This window comes from Bacilliculturomica massiliensis (assembly GCF_900605495.1).
Taxonomy (GTDB): Bacteria; Bacillota; Clostridia; order Peptostreptococcales; family Anaerovoracaceae; genus Bacilliculturomica; species Bacilliculturomica massiliensis.
On sequence record NZ_LR027603.1, the window covers coordinates 139776 to 164660 of the forward strand.

Genomic DNA, 24885 nt, shown 5'->3' on the forward strand with positions numbered 1-24885 from the left:
AGTGAGGCGCAATGGATGCACCCAATACCAGTAGTTTTGATCTCTATATGAGAAAATTAATGCGATACATCGCCATCGCCATGTCGCTGTTTCACATTATTACCGCGGCGGTGGGGGCGCTGCCCACCATGCAGCAGCGATGCGTGCATTTGGGCCTTGCTGTCATATTGGTCTATATGCAGAGCTACTTTAAGCAGAACAACGTAGTAAAAAAAGCAGTGTGCATCATCATGATCGTTCTGGCGGCCGTGGCCAGCGTATACGTGTTTTTTACCTGGGAACGGATGACGCTGATGGTCGTTTATCCGCAGACTCTGGATATTCTGCTGGGTCTGGTGATGACTATCGCTGTGGTCGACGGGACCAGGAGGACCACCGGGCTGGCCCTTCCCCTGGTGGCCATCGCGTTTGTGCTGTACGCGTATTTCGGAAATATGCTGCCGGAGATCATCGGAAATAAAGGCTACAGCGTCACCCGCATCGTGTCCATGCTGTTCATGGAAACAGAAGGGATCTACAGTTCCATTCTGGGAATTTCCGCCACATATATTTTTGTATTTATTCTGTTTGGTTCGTTTTTGGAAAGCTCCGGAGCAGGCAAGTTTTTTATCGACCTGGCCGCCGGTCTGGTGGGTAAAAAACGGGGCGGAAGCGCTATGGTCTCCACCATATCCAGCGGCTTGTTCGGGATGGTATCCGGAAGCGCTGTGGCGAACATCATGGCGGTAGGTCCCCTCACAGTGCCTATGATGACGGAATCTGGCTACGACAAGCGGTTTGCCGGCTCTATTCTGTCTGTAGCCGGTACCGGCGGACAGCTGATGCCGCCTATCATGGGAGCCGCCGCGTTTATCATGGCGGAGACTCTGGGCGTGCCTTATGTGACGGTAGTGGGCGCGGCGGCGATCCCGGCGGTCCTGTATTACCTGGCCATCTTTTTTGCCATCGGTATGCGGTCCAACCGGCTCAACATCAAGCCCATGGAACATGTTCCGGACTGGAAAAAAGTGCTGAAAAGCGATTTCTATCTGGCTTTTCCGCTGATCCTGCTGATCATTTTGCTGGCTGTGGTCAAATGGTCGCCGGCCAAGGCGGGCTTCTGGTCCATCGTCAGCCTGATCGCCGTCGCCCAGGTCAAAAAGTCGACCAGAATGAGTCTGAAAAAGATATTGGACACCTTTGAAAAAGGCGCCTATGACGCTTTGCAGGTGGCGCTGATCTGTTCTCTGGCAGGCATCATGATCGCCATGCTGTCCCTGACCGGACTGGGCATCCGGATCTCTTCCCTGCTGCTGATGCTGTCGGGCGGAAACATGGCTCTTCTGCTGATCATCACCATGATCGCGGGCCTCATATTAGGCATGGGAATGACCACGTCCTCTGTGTATATCATACTGAGCGTGCTGGTGGCCCCCGCGCTGATCCAAATGGATGTGCCCGCCATCGCCGCCCATATGTTTACCTTCTATTTTGGGATCTTGTCCGCCATTACGCCTCCGGTGGCAGTCGCTTCTTACGCGGCGGCCAGCGTGGTGCAGGACAATCCCATGAAGCTGGGATTCTCGGCCTGGAAGGTAGGAATACCGGGCTATATCATACCGTTCATATTCTTGTACAATCCTGAGATCTTGGGCATCGGAAGCATACCCAGCATCATCCTTGCCACGGTGCTGGTGATATTCGCCACCATGTTTATGGCCATGTCCATCGAAGGATTCTACAAAAGCGAGATCAACATACTGGGCCGGATCCTGATCTTTGCAGGGGCGATCCTGCTGATCAAGCCGGGACTGGTGTCGGGCGCCATAGGTATGGTCTTAGCCGGGATCATCATCGTACCTCAGTTTATAAAGGCGAGAAAGGAGAAGAACGAACAGAGTACGCTCTCCGCGTAAACGCATAGTGAATTCCGGAATACGAGTCCGGCTTCATCTGGCCGGACCGGTCCTTATCAATCTCAGCTGAATTATAAAAGGAGAAGTTTATGAGACTTGAAATGCAAAGCATGAAAGTAGATTACTTGATTGCAGGTGAAAAAACTTGTGCGGAAAAGGAAAATCTGTACGTAAATATCGAAGAATTAAGAGCGCATCTGTGTGAAGATGACAAATTGGTCTCCCTGGATATTCGGGTGATCGACAAAGACAACGACGACACGCGGTTTGTAAACGTGATCGACGTCATACAGCCAAGATGCAAGCTGGACGGCGGGGAAAACTTTCCGGGATTTGTGGGAAAGATCGAGACCGCAGGCAAGGGCGTGACCCGTTCTCTGGACGACGTCATCGTGGTGGTGTGCAACGCTACGCCCGGCAAGGGAAGAACGGTCCAGAAGTTCTTTGACACCGGCGGCACAGGCGCCAGACTGACCGAGTATTCCAGCAAAAATATCTTGTATATGTGCGGGGAGACCGTGGAAGGCCTCACGGACAACGAGCATGAGGACGTCCTGCGGATCGCCGGCATGAAGGCGGCGGTCTATCTGGCCGAGCGCGCGGGGGACCTGGCCGTCAGCGATACGGAGGTGTACGATCTGGATCTGTACGCCCAGGACGAAGACACGAAAGACCTGCCCAGGATCTGCTACTACTATCAGGTGTACGCGCCCCACTACGATTATGGAAACGATCCTTCAAGAGTTCTGTACGGACAGACGGTGACCGAGATGCCGCCCACGATCCTTCATCCCAATGAGATCCTGGACGGCGCCATGTCCGGCGTCCACATCCAGTCCTACTGCACCTACGACAACCAGAATCACGGGATCATCAAAGAGCTTTACAAGAGACATAAAAATAAGGAGATCGTGTTCTGCGGCGTAGTGATCGGCGTTCTGTCCATGAGCGAGGTGCGCAGAGGCTTCTTCGTAAAGCAGACCGGAAAACTGATCAAAGATGTTTTGAACGCGGACGGCGTCATACTGACGAAGTTCCACGGCGGCGCCGCTCATCTGGACTCCGCTTTAGTAGCCATCGAGTGCGAAAAGTTAGGCGTGTCCACCTCCATGCACATCACCTCTTTTACCGACGTGGGCAAACTGGCGGATAACCTTGTGTATGCGGATGAATCGCTGAATCTGATCATCGCGGGCTTTACCTATTTCGCGCCGGTGGACATCCATTTTGAATACAAAAACCTGTTGGGAGCCTCGCCGGATTCGTTTGCCAGCTCATGGCGGGCGACGAGCTGCAATACTCCCCTTGGTTCCGTAGATCTAAAGATCGAAGCCATCTTTGTGGCCGGTTACACGGATTTTCTCGGCAGAACCAAAGTCAGAGCAATGGAATACTAAGTGGAATGCTGCGTAGAGCAAGGAGGAATACGAATGTTACAGAAATTGAGAGTGGTCCATTATATCAATCAATTCTTCGCGGGGATCGGCGGAGAGGAATACGCGGACGTGGGATTCGCTCTGCACGAGAAGCCCGTTGGCCCGGGCGTAGCGCTGCAGAGAGAACTGGGCGAACGGGGAGAAGTCGTCGCGACTCTTGTCTGCGGAGACAACTTCTTCGCCGGAGATTTTGAAAAAAATGCGGAAGAAGGATTCCGCATGATCGAACAATTCAAGCCCGACCTCTTTATCGCGGGTCCGGCTTTCGCGGCAGGAAGATACGGCCCCTCCTGCGGCGCCATGTGCAAGATCGTTTCAGAGAGATTGGGGATCCCGGCCATCACCGCGATGAATGAAGAAAATCCCGGCGTGGAGATGTATTCGCAGTACGCTTATATCGTAAAGTGCGGAGTCAACTCCAAGGAAATGACCTCTGTGATCAAGAAAATGGTAAGATTGGCCGACGCGTTGCTGGAGAATAAGCCGGATCCGCGTTTGGTGGCGCCCAACGACTGCATCCCCTCCCCTTACGAGTACGACTATTATACCCGCAACCTGATCAAAAATGTCTTTACGGAAGAAACCACGGCGGAGAGATCCATCGATCTGCTGTTAAAGAAAATAAGGAAAGAACCCTTCGAGAGCGATGTGCTGAAGCCGCCCTTCGGCAGAGTAAAGCCGGGCGAGCCCATCAAAGATATCACGAAAGCAAAGATCGCCTTCGTGACGGACGGCGGGATCGTACCTGCAGGAAACCCGGATCGGATCCCCAGCAGAATGTGCACGATCTGGAAGGAATATGAACTGGATAAATTGTGTCCCCAGGGGGGCGGGCAGCACGAGGTATCCCACAGAGGATACAACAACTATGAGGTATTGATGGATTACAACCGTCTCATGCCCATAGACCCCGCCCGCGAATTTGAAAAGGAAGGCCGCATCGGCAAGCTGAACCCCACCTTGTTTACCACCTGCGGAAACGTGAGCATCGTCAAAAAGTCGAAGATCATGGGGGATGAGATCGCCAAAGTTTTAGTGGATGAACATGTGGACGCTGTCATCCTAACCTCGGCCTGAGGAACCTCCACTCGTTGCGGTGCAACGATCGGTTCCAGCATTGAAGAAGCGGGCATCCCCGTGGTTCAGATCACGGCTCTGCCGGAAGTGGCCAAGATGGTAGGCGCCAACCGGATCTTGAGAGGTACCAATATCACCTACGTTGTGGGTAACAAAAATCTGCCCAAAGAGGAGGAGCAAAAACTCAATCAGAGGTATTTGGAAAAAGCGCTGGCCCTGCTGCAGACGCCGGTGGAAGAACAGACCATTTTCGCACTCGATTAGTTTCGTGCAGCAACGCCCATTCGCAGCAGTCCGGTAAATATTTAAATGCAATATCTGCCGATGTGCAGCCTCAAGGTTTTGAAGCGGCTTCATCGGCAGACATTGGTTAAGGGGTGCGGTTATGTCGGAACATTTTAAGAAAAACAACAGTCTGAATATGTTAGAGGCGATCATACAGACATCCTACGACGGTATTTTCATCACGGACGGTCAGGCCAGAGTGATAGAGATCAACAACAGTTATGAGAGGATCACAGGTCTGAAGAGGGAACAGGTTTTAGGGCGTATGATGGTCGAACTGGTCCAGACAGGGCTCATCTCCCAATCCGCCACATTGGAGGTCCTGAAACGAAGGCAGCCTATCACTCTAAACCAGACATTTAATACGGGAAAAAGCGCTCTGGTGACGGGAACTCCTTTCTTCGATGAAGACGGCACGATCCAGATGGTCGTCACAAACGTAAGAGATATCACCGAGCTGCAGATCCTGAAAGAACAGTACAATGAGAGCCGTACAGAAAATATTCAATATAAAGGTTTGGTCGAAGAACTGAAAAAGCAGATCGCCACCGCTGATTTCATCGTGGCTGAGGATGATGAAATGCTGGAATTGCTGTTGATGGCCAAACGGGTCGCACAGGTCGACACCACAGTCATCATCTATGGAGAGACCGGCACGGGAAAAGAGCTGATCTCAAAGTATATTTACAATAACAGTCTGAGAAGCGACAAACCCTTTGTGAAGGTCAACTGCGGCGCCATACCGGATAGTCTCATTGAATCTGAATTGTTCGGATATGCGGAGGGCGCGTTTACAGGCGCTGTCAAGGGCGGACAGATCGGTATGTTTGAGGCGGCGGACCACGGTACTCTGTTCTTGGACGAGATCGGAGAGCTTCCTTTGACTACGCAGGTCAAGCTGCTTCGGGTGCTTCAGGACGGGTCCATAGAAAAAGTGGGAAGTCATAAAATGATCCAGGTGGATGTACGCATCATCGCCGCAACCAACAAAAATCTGGAGGAGATGGTCAGGAAGGGAGAATTCAGGGCGGATCTGTTTTATCGGTTAAACGTCGTCCCGCTGCGGATCCTGCCTTTGCGGAATCGAAGAAGCAGCATCATCCCCACCGTCGAATATTTTTTGAATGTGTTTAACGAAAAGTATCGAATGAAGAAAAGGCTTTCGCAGGAGGTGCTTCGATATTTATATGATTACCAGTGGCCGGGCAACGTTCGGGAATTGCGGAATCTGATCGAGCGGATGGTCGTCACCACTTACAGCGATGAGATCAAGTCCAATGATCTTCCGTATCAGATCATCGAGGCCGTAGACAATCACAGGTATGAGCCAAATAAGTGCATGAAATTGTCGGAAGCCATCGAACGCGTTGAAAGCGAGATGATCTTTCAATCGTTTGAGCGTCATAAGAACGTCAGAGCCGCAGCCAGAGAATTGGGCATCAGCCCCTCCACTTTTGTGAGAAAAAGAAAAAGGCTGCTGGTAAAATAGAGCCTGGTTTTATCTCTTTGCATTTATATCTTTCTTTTTGCGCAAAAAAGAGCCGCGCGCTCAACGTTTTTTCCGTTGGCGGGCGGCCCCTTCTTTTTGGTCCTTTGTTTCAATTATATAGCCATACTACACTACACATTACACCTTTGGTTAAAAAATCAGATGTGCGATCGGGCAAACGATCAGCAGGCTGATGATGGTTCTCTCTAAGAAGATCACGAACAGCTCCCACAGTTTTACCGGAAGCTTGGAACCAAGGATCAGGCCGCCGACTTCAGACAGGTAGATCAGCTGTGTGACAGATACCACAGCTACGATAAATCTGGTCATAGGGCTTGCGATACCTTCCGCCGCAATGATGGAAGGCGTAAACATATCGGTAAAGCCTACGATCATGGTCTTGGACGCTTCCGCGGCCTCAGGCACCTGCAGCACCTGCAGCAGCGGCAGGAAGGGCTTTCCTAAATATTCGAAGAACGCGGTGTTGTTGGCGACCAGCAGGGCCAGCGTACCAATACACATAACGGTGGGCAGTACGCCGAACCACATACCCGTGGCATTCTTCAGCCCGTTCTCCAGGAAACTGCCGATCCCTTTGTGTTCTGCCACTCTCTTCAAAGCCAGATCCAGCCCATACTCATTTGAATTCTTGTACTGAGACGGGATCGTCTCCGGCATGGCTCTTCCTTTTACTACATAATCGTCTTTCTTCATGGAAAGAGGCGGTATCCGCGGCGAAATGATCGCGCACACAATGCCGATCAGGCAGATCAGCAGATAATATGTACCGAAGTACTGCATCAGATCTACCTGAGCCAATACGACGATACTGAAGGTGATCGACACAGCCGAGAAGGTGGTCGCGATGACGGACGCCTCTCTGGCTGAATAGTAACCTCCCTCATACTGGTTGCATGTGAGCATAACGCCCAGCGTGCCGTCTCCGATCCAGGATGTGATGCAGTCTACGGCAGCACGCCCCGGAATTTTGAACAGCGGTCTCATTATCTTGGTCAGCATTGCTCCGATATATTCAAGCAGGCCGAAATCCAGAAGCAGGGGTAAGAGCAATCCTGCAATGGCAAAGATGATGACCAGCACTGTGAGCAGGTCTCCCAATACGAATCCGCCGGCGCCGCCGTCTGTGATCATATGGATGATTCCCGTTTCTCCCTCGCCCGTGCCGATGCCGAGATAGGTCAGCCAGATAAAAATAGCGCCGAATACTCTCACCACCACCCAGATCCAGGATGTGGAAAAAGTATCGTTCAAAATCGCATTATCCGTGATGAATTTTGGTTTCGCCTGTGCAATAAGCGACATGACCGCTGAAATAGTTACAATAATAACGCAAAGAATCGGAAGTACGCCGCCCAGGGCGCTGCCGATCATGTCCGCCAGGATTTTAACACAGATCGTCCAATCCCCACCGTATTTCACGGGAATCATAAACAAGACGATTCCGACTATAGATGGTATCAGGAACCCGGCCATCAATCTGCCTCTGCTTTTTTCCATGTCCAATCTCCTTTCATACAGCTCATGACTATATAATTAATTTAAGTATAACATGCCCCCGGCTTGCAGATAAAGAAAATTTAAAATATTTACGTAAATAATACTTGGGAAATGTGGAAACTCCTGATGTTTTCCTCCTTACCGGCGAAATACGCCCGATCTCCTTGACGGTAAAAGTACAATAAAGTATCATGGGGAAAAGAGCCATTTTCCGCTCTCACAGAAGAAAGGTCAGGAAATAAGTTGAAAAATAAGACGACCCAGACGCACAGCAGGCGTGCGGAGGAGGCGAAAGCCCTCGCCAGCCGTTTAATGCATATGCACTACTGCGACGGCAACGCAGAAGGCGTGGCAGCTTTTTTCGCTCCCCAGTTCACGTGGTTCGGCGCCGGTGAAGAACAATATATCGCTGGCCAGGAGGCCGCCGCGGAGATGTTTCGCCGTTTTACCGGGGCTGTCCCGCCCTGCGAGATCCAGGATGAAGAGTATGACGTCACTGAGCCTGTGCCCGGTTTGTATGTGGTATCCGGCCGTATGTGGATCTCCACGGCTCCCGGAGTGGAGATGTATCTGAAAGTACACCAGCGCGTTACCTTTGTACTGCAGGAGACGGACCAGGGGCTGCGGTGCTGCCACATCCACTGTTCCAATCCCTATCAGGAAATGGTGGGCGAGGAACTCTTTCCCGAAAAGATCGGCAGACAGTCCTACGACTTCGTGCAGGAACGGCTTTCCGAATTGGAGGCCCAGACCATTCAGCAGAACCGTCAGCTGGATGTGATCATGGCGTCCATCGCCGGCGGTCTCAAGATCAGCAACGACGACGACATGTACTCCTTCGTCTTTGTGAGCAGGGAAGCGGCCGCCCTGTTCGGCTATACGGTAGAGGAATTTATGACCGCTACCGGCGGCACCGCCGTGGGAACCGTTTATCCTCCCGATCTGGAACAGGCCCTGTCCGACTGCGCCGAAGCCTTCCGGGACGGCGGTCTCACTTACTCTACCCGCTACCGTGTGCGCTGCAAAGACGGCAGTCTCAAATGGATCATCGACAGCGGCAAAAAGGCGCGGGACGCCGAAGGAAACTGGATGGTCAACAGTCTCTACCTGGACATTACGCGGGCTGAGGAGGACGCGCAGCGTCTGCGGGAACAGACACAGCTGCTGGCAAGCATCTACGCCACCGTCCCCTGCGGGATCATCCGATTTATACGGCGCAGAGACGGATCCTACGATCTGATCTCTCTGAACCGGGCGGCCCTTTCTCTTCTGGGCTACGAAAGCAGGGAAGAAGGCCTGCAGGACTGGCACAGCGGCGTCCTGGGCAGCGCGCTGGAAGAAGATCAGGCCATGCTGCGGCAGACCTACCAGCTGCTACAAAACGTGGGAGACCGGGAGGACCGGGAATACCGCGCCCGTTGGCGTGACGGTTCCCTTCACTGGCTGGAGAGTTCCAACATGATCGTGGACGTGACTCCAGACGGGGAAGCGGTCATACAGCGCACGCTGCTGGACATTACGCCCCGCAAGACGCTGCAGCGTCAGCTGGAACAGGAACAGGAAATGTATCGGGTGGCCATGGAGTCCAGTTCCGACACCATGTTTGAATACATGCCGGCCACCGATCTGTTTATCAGCTACGAGCCCAAAGGCGGCGGTCAGGGCGTTACGCGCCGGGAGCTCCCCAATTATTCCCAGCTGCTGAAAGACAAGGCATTTATACATCCGGAGGACGCGCCCATGGCGGTGGACAACATCTGCAACGGGCGCGCGGAGATGTTTGAGGTGCGCGTGGTCACCCCCGACACCGCGCCGGGAGACTACCGCTGGCATCGGATCAGCAGCCGGCTCATTACCCGCGACGGCGAGCCGGAACGTGTGGTGGGAACCATCCGCAACATCCACACCATGAAAGAGGCGCTTTCGGAAAACACCGAACGTCTGCACATGAGTCAGTCGGCTCTGCAGGCGATCAGCGGCGTCTACATCAGCATCGTCTACGTAAACCTCACTGCCGATCAATACTATGCCGTGCGTCTTCCGCAGACGGGAGACGCTCTGTCCATCCCCCGCACCGGCAGTTTTACCACGGATCTGTGCGGCGGGCTGCTCACCCACGTGGACGAAGGCGACCGGAGACGGATCGCCGATGTATGCGACCGGTCCAGACTTCTGCAGCAGTTCTCCCAGATCAGCGGTCACACGGAGATCGAATTTCGTCAGCACGTTTCCGACGACTCCAGAGCCCCGTGGATACGTCTGGAGATCCATCCCGTCACCATTGACGGCGCCGATATGAAAACAGCCATCGTCACGCTCCGCAATGTGAGCGATGAAAAACAGCGGGAGCTGGAGCGTCAGGCCGAAGACAGAGCGGCGAAGCAGGCCCTTGAAGAAGCATACGAGGGCGCCCGGCAGGCCAACCTGGCCAAATCTGAGTTTTTGTCCAGAATGAGTCACGACATCCGGACGCCGATGAACGCCATTCTGGGTATGACGGCCATCGCGGAAAAACAGCCGGACGACAGAGAAAAACTGCTGGACTGCCTGGCAAAGATCCGCGTATCCGGCGACCATCTGCTGGGTCTCATCAACGAGGTCCTGGACATGTCCAAAATAGAGTCGGGCAGCATCGCTCTCAGTGAAAACACCTTCCTGCTCAGCGAGACCCTTGAGACCGTCACACAGATCATCCGGCCGGATACCCAACGCAAGGGACAGGAGCTGTCTCTGCGTTCCGATCTGAAAAACGACACGGTCTTCGGCGACTCCATGCGCGTCCAGCAGATCCTGCTGAATCTGTTGTCCAACGCTGTGAAATACACCGAAGACGGCGGCCACATCGCCCTGAAGGCGGAGCAGAGGCCCTCCGGCCGCAGCGGGATCGGCTGTTTTGAGTTCACCGTACAGGACGACGGCATCGGTATCGCTCCTGAGTTTATCAATAAGCTGTTCCTGCCTTTCGAAAGGGCGGAGGATCCCCGGGTGAGTTCTGTACAGGGTACGGGACTGGGGCTGCCCATCACCCGCAATCTTGTGCAGATGATGAACGGCACCATTCAGGTGGAAAGTCAGCCCGGCCGCGGCACCTGCTTTGTGGTGACTCTGTTCCTGAAGCTGGCGGATAAGGACGCTCCTGTCACCCCGCACCCGGCGGAAGAACCGGAGGAACAGTCAGCCTTTAAACCGGGCACAAGGCTCCTTCTGGTGGAAGACAACGAACTCAACCGGGAGATCGCGAAAGAGCTTTTAGGCATGGCCGGACTGGAGTCGGTCTGCGCCGCCGACGGCAGGCAGGCGGTGGATCTCTTCACCGCCAATCCGCCGGGCACCTTCGCGCTCATCCTCATGGATATCCAGATGCCGGTGATGGACGGATATGAAGCTTCACGGGCTATCCGCAGATTGGCGGAGACCGGGGACCGGCCCGACGCCGGGGCGATCCCCATCATCGCGCTCACAGCCAACGCCTTTGCCGACGATGTATACCAGGCCCGGCAGGCAGGTATGAACGAGCACATTTCCAAGCCGCTGGACGTGGATCAGCTGCTGAAGATCCTCCGCCGCTGGATCGGCTGACATGCCTTGACCGATCAAACCCAAGGGCTGCCGGACCTGCTCTGATGCCCGCTGTGCGGTCTGCCGCCGCAGAGTCTCATCGCCGTACCGCAGACGGCGCCGCGTCCGCGGAGAAAGGAAAAACAATATGGATCATTATATACTAGCCATCAATCCCGGATCCACATCCACAAAGATCGCCGTCTATAAGAACGAAGATGAGCTCTTTGCGGAATCCATCGACCACAGCAACGAGGATCTGGCCCGCTGCAGGGGATTGAGAGATCAGTTTGAAATGCGCAGAGCTCTGGTCTTTCAAGCGTTGGAAAAACACGATTTCGACAAAAGCAGGCTTTCCGCCGCCGTGGGCCGCGGCGGTCAGCTGCCGCCGGTCAAAGCCGGCGGCTACGGCGTGAACGAAGCCATGAAGCGGCGCATCATTCAGGGCCCTATCATCGATCACGCCTCGAATCTGGGCGCACTGCTGGCCGCCGCCGTGGCGGAGCCCCAACACATCCCCGCCTATATCTACGACGCCGTGTCCTCCGATGAGCTGAAGGAAGTGGCCAAGGTGACCGGCATCCCGGAGATCGTTCGCCAGAGCTTCTGCCACGTGCTGAACAGCAAAGCCACCGCCCGCAAAGTGGCGGCTCAGATGGGCGGCCGCTATGAAGACATGAATTTTGTGGTAGCTCACCTGGGCGGCGGAATCTCCATCAGCGCCCACGAAAAGGGAAAGATCGTAGACGTGATCACGGACGACGCCGGTCCCTTTTCTCCGGAGCGTTCCGGCAGCGTACCCATCTTGTATATCGTGGATATGTGTTACAGCGGCGAGTACAGCAAAAAGGATCTGATGAAAAAACTGCGGGGCATGGGCGGCCTTAAGGCCTATCTGGGCACCCACGACTGCCGCCGGATCGAGGCCATGATCCAAGGCGGCGATGAGAAGGCCAAGCTGCTTTATCAGGCTCAGGCCTATCAGATCTCCAAGGGGATCGGCGAGCTCTCCCCCACCATCGACGGAACGATCGACGCAGTCATCCTCACCGGTGGTATGGCTTACTCGGACATGCTCACGGATATGGTTTCTAAACGAGTGAGCTTTATCGCCCCCGTGGTGGTATACCCCGGCGAAAACGAGTTGGAGTCGCTGGCCTACGGAGCTCTGCGGATCCTTCGGGGTCAGGAACCCTGCAACGAATACGTGGATAACTATCAGGAAAAAGAAGAACTGTTTATCTAGGCGGAAGACCGCCCCGCCCCTGCGTTTCTGGCGTAATTTAATGATTGCGCTTCGGAAATAAAACAAATATAATAATTTGTGTGACGCCCGAAACGGCGCGTCATCCGGACTGACCGCGATCCGGGATCGTATGAGGTCCGGATCTGAGATCATGGGATCATCAGAAAAAAATGAACGGATCAGAGGAAAGGAGAAAGAAAAAGAAAATGTTCGATCAGAAAGTAGCAGAGCTGCTGAATACGCAGATCAATAAAGAATTTTACTCGGCCTACCTGTACCTTCACTTTTCCAACTTCTATGCGGAACAGGGACTGAGCGGCTTCGCAAATTGGTATATGATCCAGGCTCAGGAGGAGCGGGATCATGCCATGCTGTTCGTCCGGTACATGCAGAACAACGACCTGAAGGTGACCTTCGAAGCCATCGACAGGCCGGACGCGGACCTGAAAGACAATATGGATCCCCTGAAGGCGGGACTGGTCCACGAACAGTACGTCACAGGGCTGATCAACGCCATCTACGAAGCGGCCTCCGACGCCAAGGACTTCCGCACACTGCAGTTCCTGGACTGGTTTGTGAAAGAGCAGGGCGAGGAGGAGACCAACGCCTCGGACCTGATCAAAAAGATGGAACTTTTCGGTACCGACGCCAAGGGCCTGTATATGCTGGATCAGGAGCTGGGCGGCCGGGTCTATGCCGCGCCGTCGCTGACGCTGTAATACACGCGTCCCCCACGTCTCATAAAAATACGGAAATGCCGGACGGCGGTATACTGTGCCGCTCCGGCATTTTTATATAGCAAAATTTCCTGATACTGCAGAACGGAGGTTTGATCACATGCAGAATTCCAAAATACAGCTTCGCTATCTGGCCAACTGCGGCGTGCTGGCAGACTGCGGCGGCGGCCGCATCCTCATAGACGCTCTGGCCTCGGACGATTCCTGTTTCGACCGCATACCGCCCACTGCGGAACGGATGCTTCTGGACGGCTGTCCCCCATACGACAGGATCGCCCTGCTGCTGTACACCCACCTGCACTTCGATCATTTTGATCTGGATAAATCCGTGGAATTTATGGAAAACCATCCGGAGACCATCCTGATGCTTCCCTCCGAAGCAGAGCGTCTGATCCCCGGCACGATCCGCGGCAGAACGGTCTTTATGGACGGCGGCGACGGGGCTCTCCACACATATACGCGGGGCTCCTTTACCGTGGACTATCTGCTGACGAAGCACATCACCTTCTCCTGCCCGGGGCATTACTGTATTCGCCTGACCTGCGGGAATACGGAGCTGATCTTTACGGCAGATATGGATTTTGCCCAGCTTCCGTTCGCGGCGGAGCGATTGGGCCTGTCAGGCGGACCAGGGCCTGGGGTAAATACCGGCGCTCCTCCGCGCTCCCGTTTCCTTTTCTTCAACCCCATCCTGCTGGGCCGTGAAGAATGGGTGAGAGAGGCCGCCTGCTGGGGCGCCCATGGGATCTATATCTACCACATTCCCGCCCAGGTCATCGACGAACACGGCTATCGGAAACTGGCGCTGCGGCGTTTCGAAAGATATCGAGACGTCCTTCCAGGTCTGAAACTGCTTCTGGATCCCATGGAAAATGTGGAACTATGCAGCGGGACAGAGCGCGATTTTACACAAAATTAACAATAAGAAAACCCTCCTTTAATACGCAGATCTTATGATGAAACAGTCAGGGGATCTCATGGTGATCAAGGAGGGTGCGATGGAACTCAGGACCAGATTACATAAAAAAACAGCGGCCCAGTTGGTTTTACTGTCGGCGCTGCCATTTTACATTTTAATTCTCGTCACGATCTACAGGAACCAGCTCTCGGGGCACGGGTCCCACGGAAATATGGTCTTAGCTGTATTCACCGTGATCTTCGGCGGGCTTTTCTTCGCCTTTCTTCTCGGAGCCGCCCTTGTACGGCCGGCCTGGATGGTACTTACCGGCAGCCGCTATCAGGGGATGGAATGGGTGGAACGCTATTTCAGCGACAGGGAGCTGGAAGCTCTGCTGAGAGACGAACACTTTCATCCTGTGAACGGCCGGCTCTCCCAGTCGGAAAAATGGATCCGCATCGACGGGATCTTCGTCCCCAGGAATATGATCGCAGACTGGCAGACCGTGACCGCGCTTCCCAACGGGGACGGCTGGGCAAGGGAGATCCGGCTGCTGCTCACAGACGGCCGCGCCTGTACGCTGACAGAGAGCGGGGACGGTCCTGTCTCCGCCTGCGCCAGTGGGCTGATGCGGGCCGTGCGGCCCCTGCGGCCCGGTCTTCTCCGCCGTTTAAATGACGCTGAGCTTCAGGCTGCGCGCCGCAGCCTGAAGCAGGAATTTCTGGCGGATCTTGAATCGGACCGTCATTTTCTCTTTGACCGCCCTCTGCCGCTCACAGTCCCCGGCCCGGAAGCCGGCGTCTCATCCTAGTGATTTCCGCAGCCGTGATCTCCGCAGCTGTGTCCTTCCCCATGGCTGCCGCAGTCGTGGCCGTCTTCGTGACCGTGGCCGTGGTGGCTGCACATGGTGTCGGGGTCGTAGGCCAGCGTGCCGCCGATCAGGGCCTCCACCTGCTCATCGGCGCTGCCGGAAGCTCCGGGATAAAGATCGATCCCCGCTTCAGCCAGGGCGGTCCTGGCTCCGCCGCCGATCCCTCCGCAGATGAGCGTATCCACGCCTTTTTCCTTCAAGAATCCTGCCAGGGCGCCATGTCCGCTTCCGTTGGTATCGGCTACCTCCGAACCGGTGATCTTTCCGTCCTCCACGTCATAGATCTTAAACGCCTCCGTATGGCCGAAGTGCTGAAATACCTGTCCATTCTCGTACGTAACTGCAATTTTCATGTTCCTGCCTCCATTTACTCTTTTATTCTGTCCTCTGCCGGACACATTCCCGCTTTTCTGCGGCAATCGACGCCCGGCGGAACGTTTTTCTCTCCGCCGCCGCAGGTCCCGCAGCCGCTCCGACGGCCGCAGCTCTTTCTGCAGCAGCCCCCGGATTCAGAGCAGACCACATAGTCGCCGCCCCGGATCGACAACTGTCTCCCCTCTACGAGAGCGCAGGCCAGTTTTTGTCTGGCGTTGTTGTAGACAGCCTGGACCGTGGTCCTGGCCACGCCCATCTGCTCCGCGCACTCTTCCTGCGTGCAGTCCAGAAGGTCGATCAGTCGGATGGTCTCATATTCGTCCAGCGCCATGATCAGATCTTCCTGACCTGCGGCGTCGCCGCCTCCGCTCTTTTCCGTCTCCGGACCCAGCGGTCCAAAACGCCGGCTTCTGGGCAGCTCACATATTCTTCTGCATTTACGGGGGCGTGCCATATGATCTTCTCCTTCTTATTTTCGACTTATGTCAATTATATTATCCTCTTTTCTGTCATATGTCAATAATAATTTAATTTTAACCTTCCAAAATACAGTGGCAAATTCCATAAAAATTTACGCCGTCGTTCTCTTTACGTGATATAATTAGAATATCTTTCATTGTATTTGATTTTTCATTGAAATATTACTTTAGAAAAACGCGCCGGAAAAACACCAAACGGCGCGGCGGGACCGGGAGACCGGTCTGCAGCTTGAAAGCAGCGATAAAAGAGGAGTAGAACATTGAACTATTTATCTCTCATCCAGCTCCTGGGCGGGGTCGGGATGTTTCTCTACGGCATGAACCTTCTGGGTGCTTCTCTGGAACGTCTGGCCGGCGCGGGTCTTGAGCAGACGCTGGAACGTCTGACCAACAGCCGGCTGAAAGGAGTCCTTCTCGGCACGGCCGTCACAGCGGTGATCCAGAGTTCCACGGCCACCGGGGTGATGATCATCGGCTTTCTCAACGCCGGCATCATGAAGCTGGTCCAGGCGGTCTCCGTGGTCATGGGCGCCAACATCGGCACTACGATCACAGCGCAGATCCTTCGTCTGGGCGACGTTTCTTCCGATAACATTTTACTGTCTCTTCTCAAACCGTCCTCCTTCTCACCCATATGCGTAGCTGTGGGCGCGGCCCTGCTGCTCCTTGCCAAGCGTCACCGCACGAAGGACAAGGCCTCGATCCTCATCGGATTCGGCATCCTGTTCATGGGTATCACGCTGATGGAGAGCACGATGGCTCCGCTGAAGGAATCCGCGGAATTCCGCAGTATTTTTTATATGTTTGAAAATCCCCTTCTGGGCGTGCTGCTGGGCATTGTGGTGACTGTGCTCCTTCAGAGTTCGTCCGCCTCGGTGGGCGTTCTGCAGGCTCTGTCCTCCACCGGCACGATCACATGGGCCATGGCTATGCCCATAGTCATCGGGCAGAACGTAGGAAAATGCGCCAGTCTCATTCTCGCCAGCATCGGCAGTAAAAAGCGGGCAAAACGCGCCGTCTGCATCGACGTTATGATGAACAGCATCAGCGCCGTTCTTTTTCTCGTCGTCCTTTACGCCTACCAGCATTTCATCGGTTTCTCCTTCTGGGATGCGGCCGTCACCCGGGGAAATATCGCCGATTTCCACACGCTGTTCAATCTGCTCATGTGCCTGGGGATGTTCCCCTTCGTCAACGTGCTCATCCGCCTGTCGGAACGCCTGATCCGCGACAATCAGCCTTCCCGTATCGAACAGGAACTGCGCATGCTGGACGACATGTTTCTGAAAACGCCGTCTCTTGCTCTGGGGCAGTGCAAAAAAGCGATCCTGAGCATGGGCGAGACCGTCGACGAAAACTTTGCTCTGGCTTCTGAGCTTTTGAAAAAATACGATGACAACAAGATGGAACTGCTCCAGGAAAACGAGCGCTTTCTGGACCGTTCGGAAACCGTTCTGGGCGATTATCTGGTGAAGATCGGGGAACACAACCCCACGCCGGCCGACAACCGTCTGGCCGCCGAGATCCTCCATACGCTGGGTGATCTGGAGCGGATCGGCGACTACTGCGTCAACCTTGCGGAGGCGGCGGAGATGAACGCGGCCCAGAACGTCTCTTTCTCCTACACCGCCAACCGGGAGCTGGAGTACATGACGCGGGCCGTCTCGAATATCATCAACACCACCATGGACGCTTACCGCAGTCAGGATGTCAACACCGCTTTCCGGGTGGAACCCATGGAGCAGACCATCGATATTCTGGTGGAGACGCTGAAATCCAAGCATATCGAACGGCTGCAGAAGGGGGTCTGCACCACAAAAAGCGGCATCTCCTTTGTGGAGCTGCTCACCGATATGGAACGGATCTCCGACCACTGCTCCAACATTGCCGTTCACCTGACCCAGCGTCTGACTCCGGCGGAAAGCTTCGACACCCACGAGCACCTGCGCAAAATGCACGAGAGCGTCAGCGACGAGTATCAGGCGCTCTGCCGCTATTACGAATCGATCTACTATGAGCCTGTGAAAAACGGGACCTTCGACAATATCTCCAGTCTGCCTTCCGCATCCGAATGGAAAGGTCCGGCCTTCATTTCCGGCGGGGAAGGCGGCTTTGCCGCTGCCTCCCCGGCTGCGGGAGAATGAACAGCCGGACAGTTTCGATCTGTTTTCGTGCTGTTTCCGGTCCCTTACGGACCTCAGGCAGCCTGCCGGTCCGACCGCTTCAGACGGCGTTCAAACAGATTGACTCCCTTTGAAGTAAAGAAAGTCAGAAGAAAATAGATGACCGCCGCTATATAGTAGGTGGGAAGAGGCTGATAGGTCTGCATCTGGACCGCGTTTCTGCAGTACATGATGTCCGCCACGCCCAGATATTGGATGATGGCTGTTTCCTTGATCATGGACACAAATTCATTTCCGATGGCCGGCAGGATATTTTTTATCGCCTGAGGCATGATGATCAGACGCATGGCCATCCAGTGCCCCATGCCCAGACTTCTGGACGCTTCCATCTGACCTTTTTCCACCGCCTGGATGCCCGCCCGGATGATCTCCGAGACATAGGCCCCGCTGTTCAGCGCCAGAGCGGCCAGACATGGGATAAATTCATCCATGCTCACTCCCCAGAGCGAAAATTTCGGAAAGGTCATGAACTGTGTCAGCTGCAGATAAAAGATCCAGAGCTGTACGATCAGCGGCGTCCCCCGGAATACGTCCACATACGCGGTAGCTATGTAATTGAGCGCTTTGATGCGGGAGAGTCTCATCAGAGCGGCGATACAGCCTGCTATAACGCCCAGTATCACCGCGCTTACAGACAGCACCACTGTCATCCGCGTTCCCTTCAGAAAATACGGCCAATAGTTGACCGTTAGATCCAAAATATCTGTCAGCAAAATATAACCTCGTTTCCTGTTACTCCGTCTTAGACGCGTTCTCTTTCTCGATCTGACCTGCCAGCGCCTGCGCATCGGCCATGAGTCCATCGATGGTCCCATCCTCTTTCAGCTCCGCAAGCACCGCGTTTACCTTATCGCAGAGTTCCTGATCATCCTGCTGGAAGGCGATGGCCACATCCGCATTTTCGTAGTCGATCTGGATCGGCGCCGCCATCAGATCGTCGTTTGCCTGTATGTATATCTGGGCCACGTCGTCGTCGGCGATCATCGCGTCCAGCTTCCCGGCTTTGAGCATCATGATCATATCCGGAAACTGCTGGATCGCCGTAGCGGTCTCGCCTGCATACTCCTCTGCCAGCGTCTGCTGCACCGTTCCGCTCTGTCCGGCCACTTTCTTGCCTTCCAGATCTTTCAGTCCAGTGTACTGGTCCGCATCCGCGGCTTTGATGATAACGGTCTGCTCTCTGGTATTGTAATTATCCGAAAAGAGGACTTTACGCTTGGGGTCCACTGTCAGCCCCGCGATCACCATGTCGAACTTTCCCTCCGCCAGACCGCCCAGCAGTCCGTCAAAACTCATGTTCTTCAGCTCCATCTTCATGCCCAGCTTTTCGGCTATGATCTTGGCCAGCTCGATATCAGCGCCTACGATGGTCTCATTTCCCTCCGCGTCCAACTGAATAAACTCATACGGCGGGTAATCCGCGGAGGTCCCCACGGTCAGCGTTTCTTCCGTTCCGCCGCAGCCGGCGAAGCTCAGCGCCATTGCCAGCGCCAGACTAAGAGCCAATCCCTTTTTCCAGATTCCTGTCATCATTTTCGTTTCCCTCTTTCTTTCATTTCGCGAAACGCCCCGTCCGCCCTTGTCTCTCACAGGTTCCCGGCCGCCGGCGCCTTTCAGGATATCTATTTCCCGAAATTTAATACAAGAAGAACTATAGCATGCATAATTATTCATTGTCAAGAGATTTTATAAATAAATCATCGTTTTTTATTCACAAAATTTACGAAAATGTGACTAAATATTCATTTTCCCCGCCGGCTTTCCGGCGGTCCGGCCTTCAGCCGTTCCAGCTCTGCCTCATTTTCTGTGCAATATAGAATATAGGGCCGCAAAGGAGGAACCATAAGAAGGAAAACAGCAGGCAGACCTGACCCAGGACCTGAAAACGAAACATGGAGTAGTCCCAGACGTTCCAGCCCAGCCACAGATTCACCACGCAGCCCACGATGAATTCCACTCCGGTGATGATCCCGGCGCCGGCCAGACACCGCAGCCACAGCGGACGGTCTCCCATACGCGTCTGGATCCCGTAGAGCAGCAGAAAGACGAATCCGCCTGTGAGCGCCATCGTCCAGTGGGTATAGCCCCGAAAGCTCACTTCGATCACGCTGTAGCCGACGGCTCCTATAAAAAACAGTATGATTTTTTTCTGAAACGGACTCAGTTCATTCTCCAAATCCTTTCCTCCCATCTCTGCATTTCGTATAAGCAGCCCCATCAAGCCGCCCACGCTGCTATAGTATTTGAGAATAAAGTCGGATTTACGCTCTGAAAAATCTGGGTGACAGCCATATCGTTCAAGAAATGGTCCGGTCTTTATGTTAGAATAACCACAGATCAGCTATTTACGGATCCTATGCGCCCCAGACCATGCGCGGATTTCACCATTGGAAAAATTCAAAAGGAGATTTAAAATATGCCCCAGGAACAGGAACAGCGCCACGTCTGTTACGACAGCGACCTGAATATCGAAGCCTACAATCTGAGCGGGATCGTCCAGAAATTTCCCAATCATTTTCACGAGTATTACGTGATCGGCTTTATTGAGGGCGGACGCCGCCATCTCTGGTGCAGGGATCAGGAATACGATCTTTCACGGGGCGATCTGATCCTGTTCAATCCCAGGGACACGCACCGATGCGCTCCGATCAGCGGAGAGATCCTTGACTACAGGGCGGTAAACATTCCGCAGGACGCCATGGACCGGGCCGTCCGCGATATCGCAGGCAGCCAATATACCGCCAGGTTTACACAGCCGGTGGTATTTCAGAGCGAGATCACTCAGTCCCTGGCCGCCCTTTACAACAGTATCGTGGACCAGGCGCCGCGTCTTGAAAAAGAAGAGGCCTTTTATCTTCTGCTGGAGCAGATCCTGACGGAATACAGCCGCCCCTGCGGCGAGGCGGAAAAGGACGCGCCCGACGGAAAGATCAGTATGATCTGCGACTATCTTGAGACCCATTACGACGAAAACGTGGCGCTTTCCGATCTGGCGGAGATGGCGGAGCTCAGCCGTTCCTGGCTGCTCCATCTCTTCACGCGGCAGACCGGCGTTTCTCCCTACCGCTATCTGCAGTCCCTGCGGGTACAAAAGGCGAAGGAGCTTCTGGAGCAAGGCGTTGCGCCTGTAGATGCCGCAGCCGCAGCCGGTTTTTCGGACCAGAGCCACTTCAGCCGGTTTTTTAAAGACTTTATCGGCCTCACGCCGAAACAATATCAGCGGATCTTCACGGCTTCCGGCCGACTTTCCGACGAGCCGGCGCCCATCCGCCACACAGGAGGAGCGTTATGACAGACCATATCTCATCGCAGCATCCGGCGGCCAGAGGCCATCTCGCCGCCTTTGTGACCATATTTATATGGGGCACCACCTTTATCTCCACCAAGGTGCTGCTCACAGACTTTGAACCGCTGGAGATACTATTTTTTCGCTTTCTGATCGGATATGGGGCTCTCTGGATCGCCGCTCCCAGGCTCCTCAGAATGCAGGACAAAAAACAGGAGCTGTGGTTCATGGCGGCGGGCCTGTGCGGCGTGACGCTGTACTATCTGCTGGAAAACTTCGCTTTGACATTTACGCTGGCGGCAAATGTAGGAGTCATCATCTCTATCGCTCCCTTTTTCACCGCTCTGTGCGACTGGTTGTTTCTGAAAGGCAGGCGGCCGGACCTGCGGTTTCTGACCGGCTTTGTGCTGGCTATGGCCGGCGTATGCCTCATCAGCTTCCGCAGCGGCGGCGCTGTGGAACTGAACCCCGCCGGCGACGTTCTGGCTGTGACCGCCGCCGTCATCTGAGCGGTGTACGGTACGCTGACCAAAAAAATAAGCGCCTTTGGCTACAACACGATCCAGTCCACCCGGCGCATGTTTTTTTACGGTCTGCTGTTCATGATCCCGGCGCTGCCGCTGTTTTCTTTCCGGCTGGGCCTGGAACGGCTGACAAATATGACAAACCTGCTGAACATCCTGTTCCTCGGTCTGGGGGCGTCGGCCCTGTGCTTCGTCACCTGGAATCTGGCTGTCCGCATTCTGGGCCCGGTGAAGACCAGCGCCTACATATACATGGTCCCTGTGGTCACCGTGACCACCTCCGTGCTCATTCTGCACGAAGCGATCACCTGGACGGCGGCGCTGGGCATCGTTCTCACGCTGGCCGGACTCCTGCTTTCGGAGGGAAGGCTCCCGTTGTCCCGGAAAAAAGACTGCCCGGCCTCCGTTCCGTGCCCGCCCGGATCTGAATAGCCAAAACACAGCTGCCGCTGCGGACAGAGGACGGCAGCCGGAAAAAACGCCGCAAAACAAAGTAAAACGGAGGACGATAAAATGGATCTCACCAATATGAAATGTGTAATAGTAATAGACGATACACTGTCTGCAGGCATCATCGCCAACACCGCGGCGATCCTGGGAGCCACGCTGGGAAGACAGGCGCCCGGGCTGATCGGCCCGGATATCCCCGATGGGGACGGCAGCATCCATACCGGTATCGTGGCGTATCCCGTGCCGGTCCTGAAAGGGGACGGAGAGCTGCTGAGTGCTCTGCGCAAAAAACTCTGCGATCCGGACTACCGGGAACTGGTCGCCGTGGATTTCACGGAAACAGCCCAACAGTGTCTCCATTATGAGGATTACACCGAAAAAATGGCGGCGTCAAAGGGCGAAGAGCTGCGTTACCTTGGGATCGGGCTCTGCGGAAATAAAAAGCTCGTCAACAAGCTGACAGGAAGTCTGCCACTGTTGCGATAAACACTCATGAAAAAACGTCCTCTGACCGGGAGGACGTTTTTTCGTATTTAAATATTTGCCGTTAGGATCCGCTGTCATTTGAAATGCACAGCGGAAACGATTTCCTGCTGAAACGGTCCCCGCCGCCTTTACACGAACTTGTCGCCCAGGAAAAGGCGGGGCAGGAAGGTGGCCACCTGCGGAACGTAAGTGGTCAGGATCAAAGTAGGTATGTAGGCGCACACGATGAGGATCAGACTGTATTTGATCACCTTGGCCGAGTTGACGCCCGCGATCTTCGAACTGAGATACAGAAACGGCGCCGTAGGCGGCGTAATGTTGCCCATACCCAGGTTGACGCCGATGATGGCGGAAAACTGGTAGGGGCTCACGCCCAGCTCCCGCATGATGGGCAGGAGCAGCGGCGTACAGAGCATCAGGCCGCAGGTGTCGTCCATGATCATGCCGATGAACACCAGAAACAGGTTGATCATCAGCAGCACCACGTACTTGTTGCTGGAGATCGCCGTGAACAGTTCCAGTACCACCGTCGGCACGTTTTCCATAAGCAGGATCTGGCTCAGCACCATGATCAGCGCGCACATGACCATGACCACGCCGGTAGTGGTGGCCGTGGACACGAAGACGGATTTCAGCTCACGGACAGTGGTTCCCTTGTAGATCAGCACCGCTACGGGAATGGCGTAAAACACTGCTACGCCGGCAGCCTCCGTGGGCGTCATGATACCGCCGTAGATGCCGCCCAGGATCAGCACGGGCATGAGCAGCGCCGGCGCCGCATGAATGGTCTTTGGACCGGCCTGTTTCATCAGCGCCTGTGCCGAGTGCCACTGAGCCTCCTGGTTTTTCTCTATATTCGGATCGTTTCTCATCAGAAAATAACTGGTGATGCTCAGCAGAACGATGAGAATGATGCCGGGGATCACAGTGGAGAGAAAGCAGGCCAGCACGGAGAGATTTCCGCACCAGGCGACTACGATCTGCCCCGCGCTGGGCGGGATCAGCAGCCCCAGCGGCGCGGAACAGCACACGATGGCCGCGGCTTTCTCCATAGGGTATTTCTTGTCCCGCATTTTAGGCAGCATGATGGAGCCGATGCAGGACAGCGTGGCGGCGCCGCTGCCGCAGATGGAGCCGAACACGCCGCAGGTCACCACGGAAATGATGGCCAGACAGCCTTTTATCTTTCCGAAGAACAATTCGATAAAGTCGATCAGCGCGTCTCCGATCTTACCCTTTTCCATGACCCCGCCCGCCATGATGAACATGGGGATAGACAGAAGCACTACGCTGGCCAGCTTACCGTACATGGTGGGAAAAAGCCCCAGTGCAGTATAGCCGAAGGTAAGGGAAAATAATATGATGACGCTGCCGAAGCAAAATACCACCGGCACTCCCAGGACCAGCAGCACTACGAGCAAAACAAAACCCAGCGCTAAGACCATGTCTTCTCACCTCCCGATGTTTCAATTGCGGGCTCCCTGCCCAGCAGTGCGAGGATCAAATGATAGATACTGTAAACCGCCATGAAGACGAAGCAGATCGTGAGAGGGATCCGCGACAGGATCATGGGAATGTGCAGGCTGACGGTCTCGCCGCCGATAGCAATACTCCAGCGCAGATAATCCAGCCCCCACTTGGCCAGCATCAGGGAAGCCCCCGCAGAGACGGCCAGCGAGAGGATCCGCACGATCCTCATCTTTTTTTCAGACTTGACGTAGACGGACAGGATATCCGCCCTGATGTGGCTGTTCTCATAGCTGCCGTACACGCCTCCCAGAAAATAGAGCCACATGGCGATAACGGTGATGATCTCCTCGATCCCATACAGATCGCTCTTGAAGACATACCGCAGCACGACGCTTACGACTACCGTTCCGATGGCCGCCACGCTGCAGATGACCAGAATCGCCCGTTCCAGTTTCAGCAGCAGCCGCCACAGGAAAAAATCTTCTATTCTTTTCATGTGCTGCCGTTCCTTTCTTTTGGGAAAAGGGCACTCCGCCGGTATACTTCCGCTGTGAAATGCCCTCTATCCCTTCATAATTCATCTGCTTCGCGAACCGCGGTCCCGGAGGTCCTGCGGACGCCC

Annotated in this window: 22 protein-coding genes; 14 read left to right on the top strand and 8 right to left on the bottom strand. The window is 54.7% G+C overall.

Going from position 1 to position 24885, the window contains the following annotated elements; translation table 11 throughout:
• Nucleotides 1-11 precede the first annotated feature (11 nt).
• The 4 genes from E0E37_RS10340 to E0E37_RS10360 all read left to right on the top strand — a co-directional run bounded on the left by E0E37_RS10340 (nt 12) and on the right by E0E37_RS10360 (nt 6182).
• Nucleotides 12-1895 carry a TRAP transporter permease gene (locus E0E37_RS10340; RefSeq protein WP_130862977.1) on the top strand — a complete coding sequence of 628 codons (1884 nt, stop codon included), beginning with the start codon at nt 12-14 and terminating at the stop codon, nt 1893-1895.
• 89 nt (nt 1896-1984) lie between these two features.
• Nucleotides 1985-3292, top strand: coding sequence for a glycine/sarcosine/betaine reductase component B subunit (locus E0E37_RS10345; RefSeq protein WP_130862978.1), 1308 nt, complete (start codon nt 1985-1987; stop codon nt 3290-3292).
• Between the two features lie 33 nt (nt 3293-3325).
• Nucleotides 3326-4672 carry a glycine/betaine/sarcosine/D-proline family reductase selenoprotein B gene (locus E0E37_RS10350; RefSeq protein ID WP_246019693.1) on the top strand — a complete coding sequence of 449 codons (1347 nt, stop codon included), beginning with the start codon at nt 3326-3328 and terminating at the stop codon, nt 4670-4672.
• A gap of 121 nt (nt 4673-4793) precedes the next feature.
• Nucleotides 4794-6182, top strand: coding sequence for a sigma-54 interaction domain-containing protein (locus tag E0E37_RS10360; RefSeq protein ID WP_130862981.1), 1389 nt, complete (start codon nt 4794-4796; stop codon nt 6180-6182).
• Between the two features lie 150 nt (nt 6183-6332).
• On the opposite strand, the gene E0E37_RS10365 is transcribed toward E0E37_RS10360, so the two are convergent.
• Nucleotides 6333-7700, bottom strand: coding sequence for a YjiH family protein (locus E0E37_RS10365; RefSeq protein ID WP_130862982.1), 1368 nt, complete (start codon nt 7698-7700; stop codon nt 6333-6335).
• A gap of 243 nt (nt 7701-7943) precedes the next feature.
• Between E0E37_RS10365 and E0E37_RS10370 the strand changes: the two genes are divergently transcribed.
• The 5 genes from E0E37_RS10370 (at nt 7944) to E0E37_RS10390 (ending at nt 14950) form a co-directional block, all read left to right on the top strand.
• Entirely contained in the window at nt 7944-11279 is a 3336-nt protein-coding gene (locus tag E0E37_RS10370; RefSeq protein WP_246019694.1) for an ATP-binding protein, read from the top strand.
• A gap of 127 nt (nt 11280-11406) precedes the next feature.
• Complete coding sequence (buk, locus tag E0E37_RS10375; protein ID WP_130862983.1) at nt 11407-12504, top strand: butyrate kinase; 1098 nt, start codon at nt 11407-11409, stop codon at nt 12502-12504.
• A 206-nt stretch (nt 12505-12710) separates the two neighbouring features.
• Complete coding sequence (locus E0E37_RS10380; protein ID WP_130862984.1) at nt 12711-13223, top strand: ferritin; 513 nt, start codon at nt 12711-12713, stop codon at nt 13221-13223.
• A 118-nt stretch (nt 13224-13341) separates the two neighbouring features.
• Entirely contained in the window at nt 13342-14160 is an 819-nt protein-coding gene (locus tag E0E37_RS10385) for an MBL fold metallo-hydrolase (RefSeq protein WP_130862985.1), read from the top strand.
• A 34-nt stretch (nt 14161-14194) separates the two neighbouring features.
• On the top strand, nt 14195-14950 hold the full coding sequence (locus E0E37_RS10390) for a hypothetical protein (RefSeq protein WP_130862986.1): 756 nt from the start codon (nt 14195-14197) through the stop codon (nt 14948-14950).
• Here the strand turns inward: E0E37_RS10390 and E0E37_RS10395 are convergent.
• Entirely contained in the window at nt 14947-15363 is a 417-nt protein-coding gene (locus tag E0E37_RS10395; protein WP_130862987.1) for a NifB/NifX family molybdenum-iron cluster-binding protein, read from the bottom strand. The two genes, E0E37_RS10390 and E0E37_RS10395, sit on opposite strands and share 4 nt — an antisense overlap.
• A gap of 14 nt (nt 15364-15377) precedes the next feature.
• Entirely contained in the window at nt 15378-15839 is a 462-nt protein-coding gene (locus tag E0E37_RS10400) for a DUF134 domain-containing protein (protein ID WP_130862988.1), read from the bottom strand.
• Nucleotides 15840-16124: 285 nt separating this feature from the next.
• Here E0E37_RS10400 and E0E37_RS10405 point away from each other — a divergent pair, with 285 nt between their 5' ends.
• Complete coding sequence (locus tag E0E37_RS10405; protein WP_130862989.1) at nt 16125-18008, top strand: Na/Pi cotransporter family protein; 1884 nt, start codon at nt 16125-16127, stop codon at nt 18006-18008.
• A gap of 53 nt (nt 18009-18061) precedes the next feature.
• On the opposite strand, the gene E0E37_RS10410 is transcribed toward E0E37_RS10405, so the two are convergent.
• The 3 genes from E0E37_RS10410 to E0E37_RS10420 all read right to left on the bottom strand — a co-directional run bounded on the left by E0E37_RS10410 (nt 18062) and on the right by E0E37_RS10420 (nt 20223).
• Nucleotides 18062-18760: an amino acid ABC transporter permease gene (locus E0E37_RS10410; RefSeq protein WP_246019695.1), complete on the bottom strand. Its 699-nt coding sequence runs from the start codon at nt 18758-18760 to the stop codon at nt 18062-18064.
• A gap of 19 nt (nt 18761-18779) precedes the next feature.
• Nucleotides 18780-19580 carry a transporter substrate-binding domain-containing protein gene (locus E0E37_RS10415; RefSeq protein WP_165445319.1) on the bottom strand — a complete coding sequence of 267 codons (801 nt, stop codon included), beginning with the start codon at nt 19578-19580 and terminating at the stop codon, nt 18780-18782.
• 244 nt (nt 19581-19824) lie between these two features.
• On the bottom strand, nt 19825-20223 hold the full coding sequence (locus tag E0E37_RS10420) for a putative ABC transporter permease (protein WP_246019696.1): 399 nt from the start codon (nt 20221-20223) through the stop codon (nt 19825-19827).
• Between the two features lie 240 nt (nt 20224-20463).
• Between E0E37_RS10420 and E0E37_RS10425 the strand changes: the two genes are divergently transcribed.
• The 4 genes from E0E37_RS10425 to E0E37_RS10435 all read left to right on the top strand — a co-directional run bounded on the left by E0E37_RS10425 (nt 20464) and on the right by E0E37_RS10435 (nt 22793).
• Nucleotides 20464-21339 carry a helix-turn-helix domain-containing protein gene (locus E0E37_RS10425; RefSeq protein ID WP_130862992.1) on the top strand — a complete coding sequence of 292 codons (876 nt, stop codon included), beginning with the start codon at nt 20464-20466 and terminating at the stop codon, nt 21337-21339.
• On the top strand, nt 21336-21842 hold the full coding sequence (locus E0E37_RS19110; protein ID WP_330548572.1) for a DMT family transporter: 507 nt from the start codon (nt 21336-21338) through the stop codon (nt 21840-21842). The genes E0E37_RS10425 and E0E37_RS19110 overlap by 4 nt, the downstream gene beginning before the upstream one ends.
• 3 nt (nt 21843-21845) lie before the next feature.
• Nucleotides 21846-22289 (top strand): DMT family transporter, encoded by a 444-nt coding sequence (locus E0E37_RS19115; RefSeq protein ID WP_330548573.1) that lies wholly within the window; start codon nt 21846-21848, stop codon nt 22287-22289.
• An 81-nt stretch (nt 22290-22370) separates the two neighbouring features.
• Nucleotides 22371-22793, top strand: a complete 423-nt coding sequence (locus E0E37_RS10435; RefSeq protein ID WP_130862993.1) for a DUF2000 domain-containing protein — start codon at nt 22371-22373, stop codon at nt 22791-22793.
• A gap of 128 nt (nt 22794-22921) precedes the next feature.
• On the opposite strand, the gene E0E37_RS10440 is transcribed toward E0E37_RS10435, so the two are convergent.
• Complete coding sequence (locus tag E0E37_RS10440; RefSeq protein WP_130862994.1) at nt 22922-24238, bottom strand: TRAP transporter large permease; 1317 nt, start codon at nt 24236-24238, stop codon at nt 22922-22924.
• Entirely contained in the window at nt 24229-24759 is a 531-nt protein-coding gene (locus E0E37_RS10445) for a TRAP transporter small permease (RefSeq protein ID WP_130862995.1), read from the bottom strand. Before E0E37_RS10445 ends, E0E37_RS10440 begins: the two co-directional genes overlap by 10 nt.
• Between the last annotated feature and the right edge of the window lie 126 nt (nt 24760-24885).